The organism is Paenibacillus sp. 8b26, assembly GCF_050626875.1.
Classification (GTDB): Bacteria; Bacillota; Bacilli; order Paenibacillales; family Paenibacillaceae; genus Paenibacillus.
Window position 1 is genome coordinate 2,904,910 of sequence record NZ_CP192445.1, and the last position, 16,555, is coordinate 2,921,464.

Annotated in this window: 13 protein-coding genes, 1 pseudogene and 1 CRISPR repeat array (1 of these 15 cut by a window edge); of the genes and pseudogenes, 5 read left to right on the forward strand and 9 right to left on the reverse strand. The window is 45.1% G+C overall.

Features of this window, described 5'->3' with window-relative positions; all coding sequences use genetic code 11:
• Window positions 1–399: direct repeats of the CRISPR family, unit length 32 nt; unit sequence GTCGCACTCTATATGAGTGCGTGGATTGAAAT (it extends 372 nt beyond the left edge of the window).
• 303 nt (window positions 400–702) lie between these two features.
• The gene (locus ACQ4MX_RS13395) at window positions 703–2,121 is read left to right on the forward strand and encodes a transcriptional regulator (RefSeq protein WP_431091083.1); all 1,419 of its coding nucleotides are present in this window, start codon (window positions 703–705) and stop codon (window positions 2,119–2,121) included.
• 729 nt (window positions 2,122–2,850) lie between these two features.
• On the opposite strand, the gene ACQ4MX_RS13400 is transcribed toward ACQ4MX_RS13395, so the two are convergent.
• The 5 genes from ACQ4MX_RS13400 to ACQ4MX_RS13420 form a co-directional block, all read right to left on the reverse strand.
• Window positions 2,851–4,269: a sucrose-specific PTS transporter subunit IIBC gene (locus ACQ4MX_RS13400; RefSeq protein ID WP_431091084.1), complete on the reverse strand. Its 1,419-nt coding sequence runs from the start codon at window positions 4,267–4,269 to the stop codon at window positions 2,851–2,853.
• A 68-nt stretch (window positions 4,270–4,337) separates the two neighbouring features.
• Complete coding sequence (locus ACQ4MX_RS13405) at window positions 4,338–5,813, reverse strand: glycoside hydrolase family 32 protein (protein ID WP_431091086.1); 1,476 nt, start codon at window positions 5,811–5,813, stop codon at window positions 4,338–4,340.
• A 181-nt stretch (window positions 5,814–5,994) separates the two neighbouring features.
• The gene (locus ACQ4MX_RS13410; RefSeq protein WP_431091088.1) at window positions 5,995–7,026 is read right to left on the reverse strand and encodes a LacI family DNA-binding transcriptional regulator; all 1,032 of its coding nucleotides are present in this window, start codon (window positions 7,024–7,026) and stop codon (window positions 5,995–5,997) included.
• A gap of 169 nt (window positions 7,027–7,195) precedes the next feature.
• Window positions 7,196–8,038 (reverse strand): aldo/keto reductase, encoded by an 843-nt coding sequence (locus ACQ4MX_RS13415; protein WP_431091089.1) that lies wholly within the window; start codon window positions 8,036–8,038, stop codon window positions 7,196–7,198.
• Window positions 8,039–8,069: 31 nt separating this feature from the next.
• Window positions 8,070–9,266, reverse strand: coding sequence for an MFS transporter (locus tag ACQ4MX_RS13420; protein WP_431091091.1), 1,197 nt, complete (start codon window positions 9,264–9,266; stop codon window positions 8,070–8,072).
• 188 nt (window positions 9,267–9,454) lie between these two features.
• On the opposite strand from ACQ4MX_RS13420, the gene ACQ4MX_RS13425 reads away from it, so the two are divergent.
• A complete protein-coding gene (locus ACQ4MX_RS13425) occupies window positions 9,455–9,820 on the forward strand; it encodes a winged helix-turn-helix transcriptional regulator (RefSeq protein WP_013308345.1) in 366 nt (121 codons plus the stop codon).
• A gap of 80 nt (window positions 9,821–9,900) precedes the next feature.
• Here the strand turns inward: ACQ4MX_RS13425 and adhP are convergent, their stop codons facing one another.
• Window positions 9,901–10,917, reverse strand: a complete 1,017-nt coding sequence (adhP, locus tag ACQ4MX_RS13430) for an alcohol dehydrogenase AdhP (protein ID WP_431091093.1) — start codon at window positions 10,915–10,917, stop codon at window positions 9,901–9,903.
• 217 nt (window positions 10,918–11,134) lie between these two features.
• Between adhP and ACQ4MX_RS13435 the strand changes: the two genes are divergently transcribed.
• Complete coding sequence (locus ACQ4MX_RS13435; RefSeq protein ID WP_431091094.1) at window positions 11,135–11,971, forward strand: carbonic anhydrase; 837 nt, start codon at window positions 11,135–11,137, stop codon at window positions 11,969–11,971.
• Between the two features lie 112 nt (window positions 11,972–12,083).
• Here ACQ4MX_RS13435 and ACQ4MX_RS13440 read toward each other — a convergent pair whose 3' ends face one another.
• Window positions 12,084–13,370: a Gfo/Idh/MocA family protein gene (locus tag ACQ4MX_RS13440; RefSeq protein WP_431091096.1), complete on the reverse strand. Its 1,287-nt coding sequence runs from the start codon at window positions 13,368–13,370 to the stop codon at window positions 12,084–12,086.
• Between the two features lie 140 nt (window positions 13,371–13,510).
• Here ACQ4MX_RS13440 and ACQ4MX_RS13445 point away from each other — a divergent pair, with 140 nt between their 5' ends.
• Window positions 13,511–14,347 (forward strand): AraC family transcriptional regulator, encoded by an 837-nt coding sequence (locus ACQ4MX_RS13445; RefSeq protein ID WP_431091098.1) that lies wholly within the window; start codon window positions 13,511–13,513, stop codon window positions 14,345–14,347.
• A gap of 516 nt (window positions 14,348–14,863) precedes the next feature.
• Here ACQ4MX_RS13445 and ACQ4MX_RS13450 read toward each other — a convergent pair.
• Both ACQ4MX_RS13450 and ACQ4MX_RS13455 read right to left on the reverse strand, forming a co-directional pair.
• Window positions 14,864–15,157 (reverse strand): annotated as a pseudogene (locus ACQ4MX_RS13450) (helix-turn-helix domain-containing protein); the annotation flags it as partial.
• Between the two features lie 358 nt (window positions 15,158–15,515).
• Window positions 15,516–15,869: a hypothetical protein gene (locus ACQ4MX_RS13455; protein ID WP_431091099.1), complete on the reverse strand. Its 354-nt coding sequence runs from the start codon at window positions 15,867–15,869 to the stop codon at window positions 15,516–15,518.
• 215 nt (window positions 15,870–16,084) lie between these two features.
• Here ACQ4MX_RS13455 and ACQ4MX_RS13460 point away from each other — a divergent pair, with 215 nt between their 5' ends.
• A complete protein-coding gene (locus tag ACQ4MX_RS13460) occupies window positions 16,085–16,240 on the forward strand; it encodes a hypothetical protein (protein WP_431091101.1) in 156 nt (51 codons plus the stop codon).
• Window positions 16,241–16,555: the final 315 nt, after the last annotated feature.

Consider the following 16,555-nt stretch of genomic DNA (forward strand, 5'->3'; position numbering starts at 1 on the left):
GTCCGGTAGTGATAAAAGACGCGCCAAATAGCGTCGCACTCTATATGAGTGCGTGGATTGAAATTGAAATCGTATTGCCTTCATTTGAACAAATGAACAACGTCGCACTCTATATGAGTGCGTGGATTGAAATGGATCATATGCAGCGCACCAACCAAACCACGAAGTCGCACTCTATATGAGTGCGTGGATTGAAATGCCGCTAAAACTTCGGGGGGAGGTACCAAATTTGTACGTCGCACTCTATATGAGTGCGTGGATTGAAATACATACGGGCGAAAATCCTTGCTTATATCCGGGAGTCGCACTCCATGTGAGTGCGTGGATTGAAATACATACGGGCGAAAATCCTTGCTTATATCCGAGAGTCGCACTCCATGTGAGTGCGTGGATTGAAATAAACCTTCTTTACGCAATTCACGCTCACGATCAAGGTCGCACTCCATGTGGAGTGCGTGGATTGAAATCAATTACCGATGCCCCAGCGCTTCACTCACAAGTCGCGCTCTGTATGGAGTGCGTTTTTCATCCTCTTACTCTCCGCTTCCATCGCTCTTCCTTTCCATTTCCATATGCATTAATATTCCAAACTTTACCTTTATACATTAGTTGCATAATATATTGACAGATGGTTAATTTTGGGGAACAATAGAATGCAAGAATATAAAATTATGGCATTTTTATGTGAAGGGTGGTTTATGTATGGAAATCACACCTACGATAAGAGCTGAATTGGAAAAACATCTAAAACAACAAGATTTAAGCATGACCGAGTTTGGGCATATTGCAGGCATTAATAGGGGGATAGTAAGTGGCATTGTAACTGGTAATAGTCCTATATCTGTTAACCAGCTTGACCGAATCACTGAGGCTATGGGTTTACCGGAAGGCTACTTCTACGACTTATATGTAGAAAACTACATCATCGAACGCTCCCCCAATATGCGTCGAATTGAGCGGTTGCTATATCGTTGTGCAGAACTGAACAAGCTGGATGCGATCAGTCGAATCGTTAGACAAATCATGGACAATCTACTCTATTCACCTAAACTATTTGACATTGCAGAAACGCTATTAGCACAAGGACGACATGCTGCTGCGTTGCTGCTCTATGAGAATGTAGCAGAGGCGGAGAAATACCAGCACTCCGAACGCTTGGCAATCTGTCAATACCGTATATTCACGATTCAGATTGGAGACGATCAAAGCAAAAATCTCAGAGCAGCAGCGGTATTTGAGGCTTTCGTTGAGCGCCTAGATGAAATAGATCAGCTTGACGCATTGAAGGATTTAGCTAACGTGTACAGGTCTTTGCGTAAATGGGACAAGGTCGATGAAATGGCGAGAAAAATGAGAGATAAAGCGGAAATCCAATATACTTTGAAACACCAACAGAAGAGCCGAGAGCGTAATGAATCTACTAAGAAGTTAAGTCGTCCCATGTTTGTGTACATCACCTATGCCGATTTACTATGTGCAAGTGTCTGCGAAGCCCAAGGCGATTATCAACAAGCTCTACAATATACATACGCCTACGCTAATTTAGATTGGGTCAAGGAGACGGACGAGGATACTCTACATTGGATCAAACTGTATAAAGATTGGGCGGAATGTAATACTTACGTTAATAAACTCCTATCAGGAGATGTAAGTGTGCTTCAAGATTATGTTGAATATATTTCAGCAGCATCAAGCTCTAATGAACAAGAGGAAATCTCCAAATTGTTGAATGTTATAATTGCAGCAAACCGATTTGAATTGGACGTGGATGATATACTTCAACGGTTTGAAACGGAGATTAATTCGTTTTCTGAACAACCTCCATCCGATGATATGTATACCCAACAGGTGATACCGGACTATATCGCGTGGTTTGGTTACGAGTTAGCTAATTATTATTTACATCGAGGTTCTTACATTGATGGTTTTAAACATTTGATGTATTCAATGGTAAGTTATCATACACTAAATAATGAGACTTATTTTATAAATTGTATGGGTCTATTTTTACACTTTCAAGATTATGCGGTTCCAGTAACTAAAGCAGCATTCTTAAATCTTATTGAAAAGGTGTGGATGAACAATGTTAAAAAAAATGGTACTGCTGATCATCGCAGCTAGCTTTTGGTTTATTGTTACTGTACCTGTTCACTCGCATGATATACGCCCTCAAGTACAGGTTGGAGGTTCTTAAACGGATAGGAAAAATGAACTCCCTGCTAACCTTAACTGGTCGCCGGGGATTGTTTCTACTGTTGAACTAAATTGAACCACACTTAGCAACCTAGCTTATTCCATCATATTACCACTTTATAAGATTCCTGTTTAAGATATACGTTTACTCCAAGATTCATCACTTGCTAAGTTTCCGCATTTAATTCAGTGGCTTTGTCAGTTTGAGCGGTGTTAATCCCTTGTGCTGATAGGGACTGTTTACTTTGCGATTCCAATCCAAATGCATTTTTTAGGTGAGGTGTTTTTTTGGCTTTTGATTTAATCCCGTTTATACTTAATATGTTAATTATCCTACTTTCTATTGCTGGTGGAGTACTATTAATTGGAACATTGTACAGAGGATATAGACTGCTAGGTTTACTTATTGCTGAGAAAAAGCATAATTCCGAAAAAAAAACATAAAATCTAAATCCCCACTAACCTAATGGTCAGTGGGGATTTTTTTGTTTAGCTATTAACATAAATAATTTCTTTTTTGTACAATTTGACATTATATGTTATTAAGAACACCTAGAGCAGATCGCGTGAAATACGTGATAAATCATCAAAATTCACTAAATAACTTCATGTGAATTTATGGACTCTACCCACATTCCTCTTGCCACCTGGGTGATGTTAATTGGAGGAACCTGCTGTTTTGACTTCCTCCAGCATTTTATCGTTATAGCCAAACATCCATGTCAGGACAAAAGCTACTGCCATAGCAGCCACGTTCGCCAAAATATAAAGCGGAAGCTGATGATTCATGTAGAGCAATGTACCCGGAATGACCGTAATGGCCATACCTGTAGCCGCCAAATGGAAGACCGAAGCGATAAAACCACCAACTGCCCCACCGATGAGGCCCATGACAAAAGGCTTCATATATCTCAGGTTGACCCCGAAAATAGCCGGCTCCGTAATCCCCAGAAAAGCAGACAACGAGGAAGGAAGCGCTAACGCTTTCAGCTTGCCGTTCTTCGTTTTCAGTCCAACCGCCAGACAAGCCGCACCTTGGGCAGCCATAGCGCAAGTAATAATCGCGTTGAAGGCGTTTACGCCATTCTTTTCAAGCAGTTGAATTTCCAGAAAATTAAATATATGATGCACGCCCGTAACTACGATAATCTGATGCAGAAAACCGATGACAATCCCTGCGATACCGAAAGGCAAATCCAGTACAAACGTCGTTCCTTGCAGTACCCACTCTTCAAGTGAATGGAAAACCGGACCGATGGCAAACAATCCCAGTATAATCATGATCAACAGCGTTAAAAATGGCGTAAGAATCAGATCCAGCGCTTCGGGTACCCGTTTGCGCAGCCCCCGTTCCAGCTTGGCTCCGATCAAACCCACGAAGAAGGCTGGCAATACCGAGCCCTGATAACCCACCACAGGGATGAAGCCGAACATCGTCAAGGGATGAGCTGAGCCGTCCGCAACACCATAGGCGTTGGGCAAGGCCGGGTTCACCAGCATCAGACCGAGAACGATACCGAGCACCGGGCTACCGCCGAATACTCTAAAGGCTGACCACGCAACCAGCGCAGGTAGAAAAGCAAAAGCCGTATCCGTCAATACTTGGGTAAACAATAGGAAATTCGGTGAAATATCCTGCGGCGTCATGCCGAACAGGGCCAGAATTTGCGGCTGGGTAAGCAAGCCCCGCAATCCCATGAACAGCCCCGTAGCAACCAGCACCGGAATGATCGGTACAAATACGTCGCCAAAGGTACGAATGGAGCGTTGGAAAACGTTGCCTTCCTTTTTCGCCTGACTCTTCACTTCTTCTTTAGATGATCCGGTTACTCCGAGCTTCTCGACCTCTTCAAAAATCCGATTGACCGTACCTGTACCAAAAATAACCTGATACTGACCCGAGTTGAAAAAAGCTCCTTTGACCTTGTCGATTTCTTCGACCTTTTTCTGATCAATCTTCTCCTTGTCATGCACCATAATCCGCAGGCGTGTCGCGCAGTGAGCAAAGGACGCAATATTATCCTTCCCACCGATTGCTTGGATCACTTCTTTGGCTATTTCCCGGTTCTCCGCCATGATGTTCATCCTCTCGTTCATTCCGTTATTTATTGATGATTAACGATCCACTTGATGATGTTGAATATTCATGTAAAATCCCATTTTACCGCTTGGAAGAGAGCCTCTCCCTTGTCGGCAAAAAAGCGTATTTCGTCACTCTCTGGGTGCGGAAAAATACGACTGGTGAACACCTCTTCCCCATCATTGACGAAAATTTCCACCGAAGACGTATCCACGAACAGATGAAGCTTGATACGGTCCCCATTCATGGCGCACTGTCTTATCTCACCATACGAAGCAGCGACAGGCTCCCCCGATTGCGAACGGTCCATCACAAGTTGGCGGCTGACGGTATCATATCGGATCACCGTTTTCTCGGTCGCACTTGCGCGGAATTCAATACCGCATGCCTTGGCGCTCAAAAGATCATACTCACAAATCAGCTCATAAGCCGTACCCTTGAAGCCCGTATAGGTTTTGCTCTCCGACGTTAATGTGTCGGCTACCCGTTCCTCACGCTTTCTACGCAGCGTAGTTAGCTCAGGTATTGGCCTTTGTATGAGTTTGCCCTCATGAAGCGTAAGTTCCCTCGGCAGCGTCAGGCAATGTGCCCATCCGTTCGGATCTGTCGGATAATCGATATCCGGTAATCCCATCCACGCCACCATAATACGCCGCCCCTGCGGGTCGATCATCGTCTGCGGTGCATAAAAGTCAAAGCCTCGGTCCAGCTCGCGGAATACACCGTGCTCCAATATTCTGGTTTGGGTATCCAGCGGTTTGCCGATCACATAGCCCGACTGATAAATGTTGTGATACTCATCCCCGGAAGGCTCCAGACCCTGAGGAGAAAATACCAATACACCCGAGCCGTCCAGTTCAAAATAATCCGGGCATTCCCACATGTAGCCAAACGTCTCCAGCCCTGTCCGCAGTTCCCCCTGAAACTGCCACGTATGGAGGTCGGTTGACCGATAAAGGACGGCGCAGCCTGTTGCATTCGCTCTCTGGGCACCGATCACACAGTAAAAGCTGTCTCCGTCTTTCCACAGCTTGGGATCACGAAAATGATCCGTATATCCTTCTGGCACGTTCGGAATAACGGGATGCTCCCATTTTGTAATGAGACCGCTCTCATCCATAACGGCCATACATTGATAAGGATGTCTGATCCAGTCCTCGTCACGTGTATTTCCCGTATATAGCATATACAGCTTGCCCTCATGCTCCATCGCGCTACCTGAATAAGCACCATGTGAATCAAAATAATCTCCCGGTGCGATACCGATGCCTGCATCGTCCCATGTGACCAAATCTCTGGACTTCAAATGATACCAGTATTTCATTCCATGATCGGTTCCAAACGGGAACCACTGATAGAACAAATGATATTCACCCTGATAATACGAAAAGCCATTGGGATCATTGAGCAAGCCTGTCGGTGGCTGAATATGAAACTCCTGCCGCCAGTGACATTGCTCCACCTTTTTCTCCAAGCTGGCTATTTCACCGGGCTCTGCCTGCTCAATCAGTCGATACTTTTGTTCTTTTGTCATTTTCATAGGTGTACCTCATTCTTATTAAAACTTCTGTCTCGGGAACCGGTTCCAATTTAACGAAAAAAATATATAGGAACCGGTTCCTGTACGATTAAAAAAATACACTCATCCATGGATTTAAAACCGATTCCACTTGTGCCCGAGTGCCGTGGAACCGGTTTCGAAGAAATTATAATCCACCTGTTCAGCGTTTGTCAACGCTTTCTCTCTCTATCAGAGAATAATTCATAACGGTCACTTTCTCTACCGGTTTGTGTTCTACCAGCCTTACAATATTTTGCGCCGCTACGCGTCCTGCTTCCATGTACGGATATTGCACGGTTGTCAGCGCAGGATGAATCACCTCTGTAATATCGTATCCCCCGAAGCCAGTCACCGACAATTCCGATGGAATGGTAATCCCTCTGGAATACGCCGCGTTGATCACGCCAAGCGCAATATTATCCGTAGCACACACCATTAAGGATGGCTTGAATCCATCTAAAATCGCAGACGCAGCCACCCGTGCATCGGACATTTTAAATCCGGTTTCATAGTATCTGATATCGTACCCAGCGGATCGCTCTAGTTGCTTCACATCGTCCATATGAGCTTGATCGGTCAATGCATCCCGAACAGCCTGCCTAAAGCCCTCCTTGCGCCGCACACCGACAGCGACATCCTTTTCCGTAACGCCGACGTAGGCAATTTCACGGTGGCCCTGTGACAGAACATATGCGCCGATATCATATCCCGCCCGGTAGTCATCATGGATAAGGCTGTGAAGCTGCGTGTGCTGCTGCCCCACCAGCAAAACCGGAATCGCAATGTCGCGGATCGCGGTCAGATGCTCATCGGTAATTTCAGCAGCCAGTAAAATAATACCGGAAATCTTTTGCCGACCCAGCTCGTAAATGGCTTCGATTTCACGCTTCACATCCTGGCTTGTATTCGAGATCAGCATCTGATAATGCTGGGCCCGCAACTCTTGATCTATACCCATCAGCGTATGGGATGTCGCGAAGGAATCCAGACGTGGCACAACGGTTCCGATAATGTTAGTCCGCTTCGCTTTGAGGCTCTGGGCAAAGGTATTAGGGACATAACCCGTGGCCTTGACCACCTTTTCAATTTTACGTCTTGTATCCACACTGACAGCCCCGCCGTTCAAAAAACGGGATACCGTACTCTTGGATACGCCAGCCATTTGGGCTATATCTGCAATCGTCTTATTCATGAGGTCCCCCGGATTGTCTTCATTTTCACAAGCTTCCATAACGTCTCTTTTATCATAACCCTATAATACCATATGGCGGGATTGGAATGCTGTAGCTCCAGACCCATCATGGACAAGAAACGCCGCTCCCTTCAATGAAGAAAGGAACAGCGTATCATGGAAATAGAGTTTAAAAATCAAAGTTATCCGGATCAGGACCTACCCGATGATTCGCATTTAACGCCTGAATTCGGTCCATATCCTCTTGCGTCAATTCAAAATCAAAAATGTCGGCATTTTCGACAATCCGATGCGCCTTGATAGACTTGGGAATGGTGACAACTCCCTGCTGCACATCCCAGCGCAAAATCACTTGTGCCACCGATTTGCCATACTTGGTCGCTATGTCTTGCAGTACCGCATGATCGAGCAGTTGGCCTTGCATTAACGGGGACCAGGCTTCCATTTGAATGTTGTTCTTTTGACAGAATTGCAACAGCTCGGCTTGTGTTAATTGTGGATGAAATTCCACCTGATTCACCATTGGCGTGATTTCAGCATCCTTCATAAGGTCCTCCAAATGATGAATCTGGAAGTTGCTGACTCCGATAGCCCTGATCCGCCCTTCTTTATATAAGGACTCCAGAGCTCTCCAGGCTTCTTTATACTTGCCTTGAACCGGCCAATGAATCAGATACAGATCCAGATAGTCCAGACCCAGCTTGTCCAGACTTACTTCATAGGCTGCCCGTGTCTCTTCATACCCCAAATCGGCATTCCATACTTTGGACGTTACGAAAAGGTCTTCTCTGGACAGGCTATTTTCCTGAAGAGCCTCGCGGATGGCTTGTCCTACACTGTTTTCGTTTGCATAAGCTGCGGCTGTATCTATACTGCGATAACCATGCTTCACAGCCGCTTTGATGGCATCGACCAGCTCTGAGCCTTCCTCCACTTTAAATACCCCGATTCCGAACCAAGGCATGTGAACTCCGTTGTTTAACAATGTTGTGCTTTGTAAGTTTTGTGTCATTTTGTATCTTCCTCTCTATTTTTTAAAAGCTTTAACTTGTAATGGTGGTTGTATCCCTTTTTTCGAGCATACGACTCCAGCCTGTGAGCAGAACCGCAACAAAAACCATAATGCCCCCGATCCAAGTCGTATGAATGAGGCCTAGTGAATCCGTTACAATCCCGCCTACATAAGCTCCAATTGCTATCCCTGCATTGAAAGCTGCAATATTCACGGCAGAGGCGACATCTACAGCTTTGGGTACAAAACGTTCGGCTAACATGACTACATATACCTGTAAGCCGGGCACATTCATAAACGCAAGCAATCCCATAAAGAAGATCGTAATCAGTCCTGCCGTTTTAAAAGGTGCCGTGAACAACAGGAGAAACAGAATCACTGCTTGAATCAGAAACATGTAAAACAAAGCTGAAAGCGGCTTGCGGTTTGCTGCTTTTCCACCAATAACATTCCCAATGGCAATCGCGATTCCATACAGCAAAAGAATAAACGTTACCGTACTTTGCTGGAATCCGGTTATGTCGTGAAGTAATGGAGATAAATAAGTAAACACCACAAATGTGCCTCCATACCCCAAAGCTGTAATAATAAATGCGAGTAGCAAGCGACCATTGGTAACCAGTTTGACCTGCTCGCGGAAAAGAGTCTTGTTCCCTTTGCGCAGCGTAGATGGCAGCAGAATCAGATTGGCGATGAGTGCCACTACACCGACGACCACAATCGCCATAAAAGCAGCCCGCCAACCCCATTGCTGCCCAATGTAGGTACCCAAAGGTACACCTGTGACCGTGGCTACGGTCAACCCCGAGAACATGATGGAAATCGCACTGGCTCGCCGATCATCCGGCACAAGATCAGCCGCGATGGTGGAACCGATGGACATGAACACCCCATGGGAGAACGCCGAGATCACACGTGCAATCAGCAGCAAGGCAATCCCGCTAGAAACCGCAGCGAGGCTGTTACCTGCAATAAATATAATCATGATCCACAGCAGCAACGTTTTACGGGGAACACTTGACGTTAATGAGGTCAAGACAGGTGCCCCGACGGTAACCCCTAATGCATACAGCGTTACGGTTAGTGCAGACATCGTTACAGATATGTGCAAGTCTTCAGCGATCAGGGGAAGCAGTCCCACGCTGATGAACTCAGTGGTCCCAATGGCAAAGGCGCTTATGGCTAAAGCCAGTAATGGCCAGATGCTTCGTTTTGATTCTGGCGACATGTTTTTCACTCCTATCTATAGAAATCTTCGACCAGCAGATGTTATTATGAGTTATTCAAGCGAATATGAACAGTACGTACTTTTTAGTGATATAGGTACTAAAAAGTACCCTAAATAAAGTTCTTTTCAATCAAAACAGGCTGGTAAGGTATGTATAACAGAAAGCGACACACATGGGGGGATCAGCATTGGGGAAGAAAAAATACAATATCTCTGTTGAGGCGACGTTAGAGGTGATCGGAGGGAAATGGAAGTGCGTGATTCTGTGTCATTTGACACATGGAAAGATGCGGACAAGTGAATTAAAACGGATGATGCCTTCCATAACACAAAAAATGCTGACCCAGCAGCTTCGTGAATTAGAGGAAGACGGCATTGTCAATCGGATCAGCTATAATCAGGTTCCACCCAAAGTGGAGTACGAGCTTAGTGAATATGGATGTAGTCTGAAAGGCATTTTAGATTCTCTTTGTGCCTGGGGAGAAAGACATATTATTAAAGAATACGGGGATAAATCCGCGGTTTTGGAAGATAACATTCTGAATAAGTTGTAAAGCAAAAAAAAGCGCCTGCGATACATCAGCAGGCGCTTTCTCTCTCCCCGAATTTCAAGGGTTACGAATTGGACATCATTTTATTTCGTGAAATCAATGACCATGCGCCCTTGGATTTTGCCATGCTCCATCTCCTTGAAGATTTCATTAATGTCTTCGAGCGGACGTTTTTGTACAAGAGGGACGACTTTACCTTCTGCAGCGAACTGGAACGCTTCTTTAAGGTCTTCACGAGTGCCGACCAAGGAGCCAATAACTTGAATGCCGTCCAGAACCAGACGTGGAATGTCCAGATCCATCTTATCGGTTGGAAGACCTACAGCTACAACACGCGCGCCAGCCTTTACAACATCGATGGCCTGGTTGAACGGTGTTTTGGCAACAGCAGTAACCACGGTTGCATCCAGACCAGCACCGTTTGTTAACTCCTTGGCTCGGGCGACCGGATCTTCTTTCATGCTGTTAACAATATAGTCAGCACCAATTTGTTTGGCCAGTTCTAGTTTTTCATCACTAATGTCAAAGGCTACAACTTTAGCATTGAATACATTTTTGGCGTATTGCACAGCTAGGTTACCCAAGCCGCCAATGCCGAAGATGCCGATCCATTGTCCTGGTTTGACTTCACTTACTTTAACTGCTTTATACGTTGTAACCCCTGCGCAAGTTACACTGCTTGCAGCGGCAGGGTCAAGACTATCTGGTACTTTGACCGCGTAGTCAGCTGTGACAATACATTGCTCTGCCATTGCACCGTCTACCGTATATCCGGCATTTTTAACTTCACGACACAGCGTTTCCCGCCCGGTTAGGCAATATTCGCAGTGACCGCAGCTTTCGAACATCCAGGCAATACTTACGCGATCACCAATCTTAAGACTGGTTACTCCTTCACCTAATTCAATGACTTTTCCAATACCTTCATGCCCCAGAACTCTGCCTGTGACATCACCGAAATCTGCATTTTTTACATGTAAATCTGTGTGGCAAACTCCGCAGTATTCGACTTGGACTAACGCTTCTCCATGCTTCAGGGAGCGTAAAGATCTCTCTTCTATACTGACTCTCTTGTCTTTTGTAACAATTGCTGCTTTCATGTAGATCTCTCCTTTAAATAGATATGGAATTATTTTGTAATGAACACTCCATTATTATAGTAATTTTTGCCCAAAAAGGACAAATATAAATCTAATTTAAAACTATTTAATCAAAAACGCTTCTTTCTAAGTCCTTGGACCCTTGTAGGAACTTTGTACAATAATTTACAATGTAAAAAGTTTCACATACTCTATTTTGGAAGAAGGATAAAGAAACATGAAAAAAAACTGGAGAGGTCGCCTGTTCAGCATATTGGCCATTATCTTAGTTGTGTCGGTAACAGGATGTAATCCACAATCCACCATTTCTAGCACCACTAACACTTCATCCTCATCAGCTAACAACGCTCATGCAGTTGTTCAGAAAGGCCCTCACTGGTCCTATGAAGGAGACCAGGGACCGGAACATTGGGGAGAGCTGGAAAAGGATTTTGTTGCTTGTGGTAACGGCCACGAACAATCTCCTGTCAATATAGAGCATACCCATCTGGAAGCATCGCAAACGCAGCAACCGCTGCAGGTTCATTACACCAATACGAAAGCAGCCATTTTGAATAATGGGCACACGGTGCAAATCAATGTTGCCGATGCCAGCAATAACATCATGCTGGACGGTACTAAATTCACTTTAAAGCAGTTTCATTTTCATCACCCGAGCGAACACCAAATAGATGGTAAAAATGCTGAAATGGAGCTTCATTTTGTCCATCAAAGCGATAACGGAAGCACAGCTGTGTTAGGGGTCCTTATTCAAAGTGGTAAAGAAAACAAGGCTTTCAACCGCATTTGGTCCAAACTGCCGAAAGATACTTCCCAAGAAGCGGCTCTGGATGAAGAAATAAATCTCGCTACGCTGCTGCCGAAGGACCTGCACTCCGTTCGCTACAACGGATCTCTGACTACCCCGCCCTGTACAGAACATGTAAATTGGACAGTGCTGGAGCAGCCTATTGAAATGTCCGCAGACCAAATCAACCGGTTTGCTGCCATTTTTCCCGATAACCATCGTCCTGTACAACAACTGGGAACTCGTGAGCTGACTGCCGATAAATAATAAAATAAAGTGCCGCACGATATAAGGTGCATTCTATATATAAATACAACCCAAAAGACCCCTCTGTTCAATCTAGTTAGAGGGGTCTTTTGGGTATGAAATTTGCTGTCCATTACAAGCGCACCAGTTCCTCCACCTTTACCGGCTGACCTGTACGAATAGAGCGGTTAGCGGCGATGCCTGTTAAAATCGACCATGCACCGTCGATATGTGAGGCCGCACGATAAAACCGATCCTCTGCCGGCTTATCGAAAATATCCCTCAGCATAACTGGATCTCCTCCGCCATGACCACCTACGCCTTCTTCTACCTCAACCTCATAAGGTGCTGCAAAGTGGGGATAGATGGTGATGGTCTTCTCTTTTAACGCACCCTCATCTGCCTTGCTGCCACCGGAATTAACATAGGATTGCTCGGATACCCGAACCTCCATCCGTCCTTTCGTGCCGTTAAATACGATGATAAATCCCTCCCAAGGCATGTAAGCATTCAGCGAATAGTTCATCACCGTCTTGTTCTGATACTTCACCATGACACTCAGCGTATCTTCAATGCTGATATTGTCGCCAAATACGCTTTGATCCCGCACATAGCCATCCTCATGCTCAGCATCCAGATACATGCTTTTTAGATGTTCGTTACGGTCCAGGTGTAGCGCAAAAGGGTCATTTTCCGCTGCCTTGCTGCCGTAAGCCCGTTGATAAAACTCCGTCACGCCACGCTGCTCCGCATTTTCCCGGCCGTAAAATTTCAGATCCCCCATCGCATACACCATCTCCGGTTTCGAGCCGAGCCAGAAGTTCATTAGATCAAAATGATGCGTCGATTTATGCACCAGCAGACCGCCGCTATTGCGCTTGTCCCGGTGCCACCGACGGAAATAATCCGCGCCATGCTGTGTATTCAGCAGCCATTCGAAATTGACTGACAGCACCTCTCCGAGCGTTCCGTCCATAATAATCTCGCGGATTCTCGTATTATGCGGCGCATAACGATAGTTAAAGGTGACGCGCAGCTTTCGTCCCGTGCGTTCTATGGCATCCAGAATGTCTTGGCATTTGTCCTCATCCACCGTCATCGGCTTCTCGGAAATGACATCACAGCCCAGCTCCATCGCCCGGATAATATACCGATGATGCACCCGGTCAATGGTCGTGACAATGACGATATCCGGCTTCGTCTCCGCGATCATCCGATCAAATTCGTGAGCTTTATAGGTCGGAATCGGCTCATGCTCGTATTTCTCCTGCAACAGCCGATTGGCATAATCCATTCTCGTCTGATTGACGTCACAGAACGCGATCAGCTCCGAGGTATCTTTGAAAACAGTAACAACTTCACCGTAAAAAAATTCGGCTCTTCCTCCGGTACCCACAAGTGCATATTTGATTTTAGCCAATTGATTCACACACCCTTTACATGAATTGCTTTTATTTTATAGTATAATAAAGAGCGAAATCTTCGCTTTTATTATGAATTTACCCATAAAGTATACATATATTATCCTTGTGTATTCTTTCATAAAAGGAGACTATCGATGTGATCGCTACGCCCCGTTTTGCCATCGAGCAAGCGCTGCGGACGGTGCCGTTCAGCATGTCCGCCGACCATGTCCACCAGGCGCACGAAATCTATTATTTGCTGGCAGGAGAACGCTACTACTACATTAATCAGCGGGTATACGCGCTTCAGAAGGGCGATCTGATTTGGATCAGCAAACATGATTTTCACCGTACGAGTAACAAGGGTAGCGGTAGCCATGAACGGATTTTGATTAACTTTGATGAAGAATTTGCAGCCTCGTCAATGGCTGTCTCTCCCTCCAGCGATCAGAACCAGCTTCTTCTGCCAGAAAAAAGCTTTCTGCTTCGCCCCTCCGCGGAAGAACAATACGAGCTGGAGCATCTATTCCAGCAAATGCTGGATGAATACCACCAAGAACATGCCTACCGCCAACTATATCTCCAAAGCTTGCTACTCCAGCTCCTTATCCGCATCCGGCGCATACAATCGGCTACTGCCGATACCATTGCACCGGAACGTAGTGAAAAGCAGCAGCGAGTGTACTCGGTCATTGCATACCTGCATGCTCATTATGCCGAAAGGCTGTCGCTAGATCAGCTGGCAGAGCATTTTTATATTAGCAGCACATATTTGTGCCGTATTTTTAAGCAAACAACCGGTTTTACCTTAGTAGAATATCTTCAGGATGTGCGGGTCCAGCAGGCTCGTGCGTATTTGAGGGAAACGAGCTGGAAAGTGACTTCCATTGCTGAAAAAACGGGCTTTGACAGCATCGCTCACTTTGGTCGTGTATTCAAGCATCTTACCGGGCACACCCCGCTACAGTACCGAAAAAAATACAAAAAGGAGTAGAGAAATGTCCCTACTCCTTAATTCCCGTCAAGGCGATGCCTTCAATAATTTGCTTTTGAGCAATTGCTTTTGGGCAATAATGTAGATTTCGATTTAAGAAATTTTTGTAGCTTGGTAAGCGAATAGGTGCGGCCACTATCTGAAGTATAACAATAATTGAATGGATTTAAAAACTCACAAACCTGGAATGTGTCCAAGTTAATAACGATGTAACTAAGACCATACGAAAAATCGGCATCCCCTGTTCCAAAGGTTCTCGGAGTTTTAAGACCAGAAGGGTCGGTGTAATCCAAAATGTGCGTTACACCTCCCTTTAGATTACGATAATAGCTGTTACTATAGAGCCATGATCCCTTACTGATTTCAATCAGTAATGCATTTGGAGCGGAATAGGGGACATTGCTGGAGAATGACCCCAAATATACGCCCTTTGCTTCAACTACTGATATGCTCATATCTCTAGCGGAATACCCATTTGGGGTATACCATGTTTCATGATTTCCCCATTGGAGTCCGTCAAGATATTATTTCCATTGCTGCGGATTGTTGAAAGATTATAATACAATACGACTCTGGAAAGGTCAGCCGTCCCAGCATCGCGCTAATTCCACGCACGCTCATGGTGACGCCAAATTCCCGTTTAATCCATTCTGCCACCAGCGGCAGGGTCCAGGTATAACGAGCCTCAAAACCCACATCGGCGGGTGAATGTTGCTCCAGCATCGCGGCTAACCGATGACGCTGTTCTTCCGTAAGTTTTGTCGGTTGTCCAGGAGAATGATCCATCTCCTGACCCGTCAGTCCTTGTGTTTGGTAGGCTTGTCAATACATACTGATGGTTTGTCGCGCACGGCTAAGTAACTCACCGATTTCGTCAAAGGTGTGTTCTTCGTGACGAAGGCGAACCATTACCCGATTTGGCGATAGGAGAGACTTTGTTAGTTTCTTAATGACGTTCTATATAGTTTAAGGGAATCCTGCACGACTCCACAACCACAAAGGAGTATGAACGTCAATTGGTGCAAGTCCACTACCTTTTAAGGCACTCTCCCACGCTTCCGCCACAGCTTGTCGGTCTTCATCCGAACCGTTTAACACCTCTGCGGAACATAGCCCCAATTTTACTCTGGCTTTTAATATGTGTGTATCAGGTGCTATCGTAATGAGTTCACGCGACTTCCATTTTTATCCCTGCATAAGATTCCATGACATATAACCAGTAAAACCCGAGAACCTCATATTTAGGGGATGACTTTGCTATTCCTTTTGAAACACGTTGCCAAATTTCTGGATGACGGTTGGGTTGTAAAGCAACACGGTAACGAACTAAGATATTACGCAATTCATCTAAACCCCGTTCGGATACAATTTCAGGATTAAATCCCCATCTTGAATCATTATCGAGATATGCTTGTGCAATCGACTCCCATAGTGAATATGAGTTCCTTTGATAGTTTAGGGACATTCCAAGAGTCAATGTATTTGGTAATTCCTCTTTTGGGACAATTCCAATTAAGAGCATCTTCAGGCATTACATCGCCACCAAGTTGTCCCTGAGAATGCATTTGAATAAGACTATTTACATTTCTTAAAAAGGTATCTCTTGACATGTACTTCCTCCATTTTGAGTTAGTAGGATTTCCTAATTATATCATCTTTCATGAATATTATGGAAATCAATACCATCGCACCTTTTTTCCTACATAAAACGACTACTAAGAGTAGGGGCGATGCAATATGAAAATTGAAAGAACCTACATAGGTAAAGATTCTTTCCTAACACTTTTTATGCCGTTGATTGATGCTGAGATTGACAGAATTATGGAACATCAGGAAGGCTTAATATATAATGATGGCAACGCCAATACATCTCATAGTGAAGAGGTGGCGTAACTATGAGATGTGCAGTATATATTCGTGTTTCGACAGATAAAGAAGAACAAAAATCGTCATTAGAGAATCAGAGAAGTCTTTTCTACCAGTACCTAGAGGATAGGGGTTAGCTGAAAACCAAAACTTGTGATGGTTTTCAGCCTTTTCACACTGTCTTTTGATTAGACACACTCCCGGACATTACGTCAAAAGCTATGTGCAGGCCTTCAAGCTGGAATATGTGCATAGCTCGACCGCTATTGAAGAGCATGCCAGTTTGTTAAAGCCAGCATTGCCCAGGTCGTTGCTCAAGCTCTTTTTCCAGCTTATCCGGGA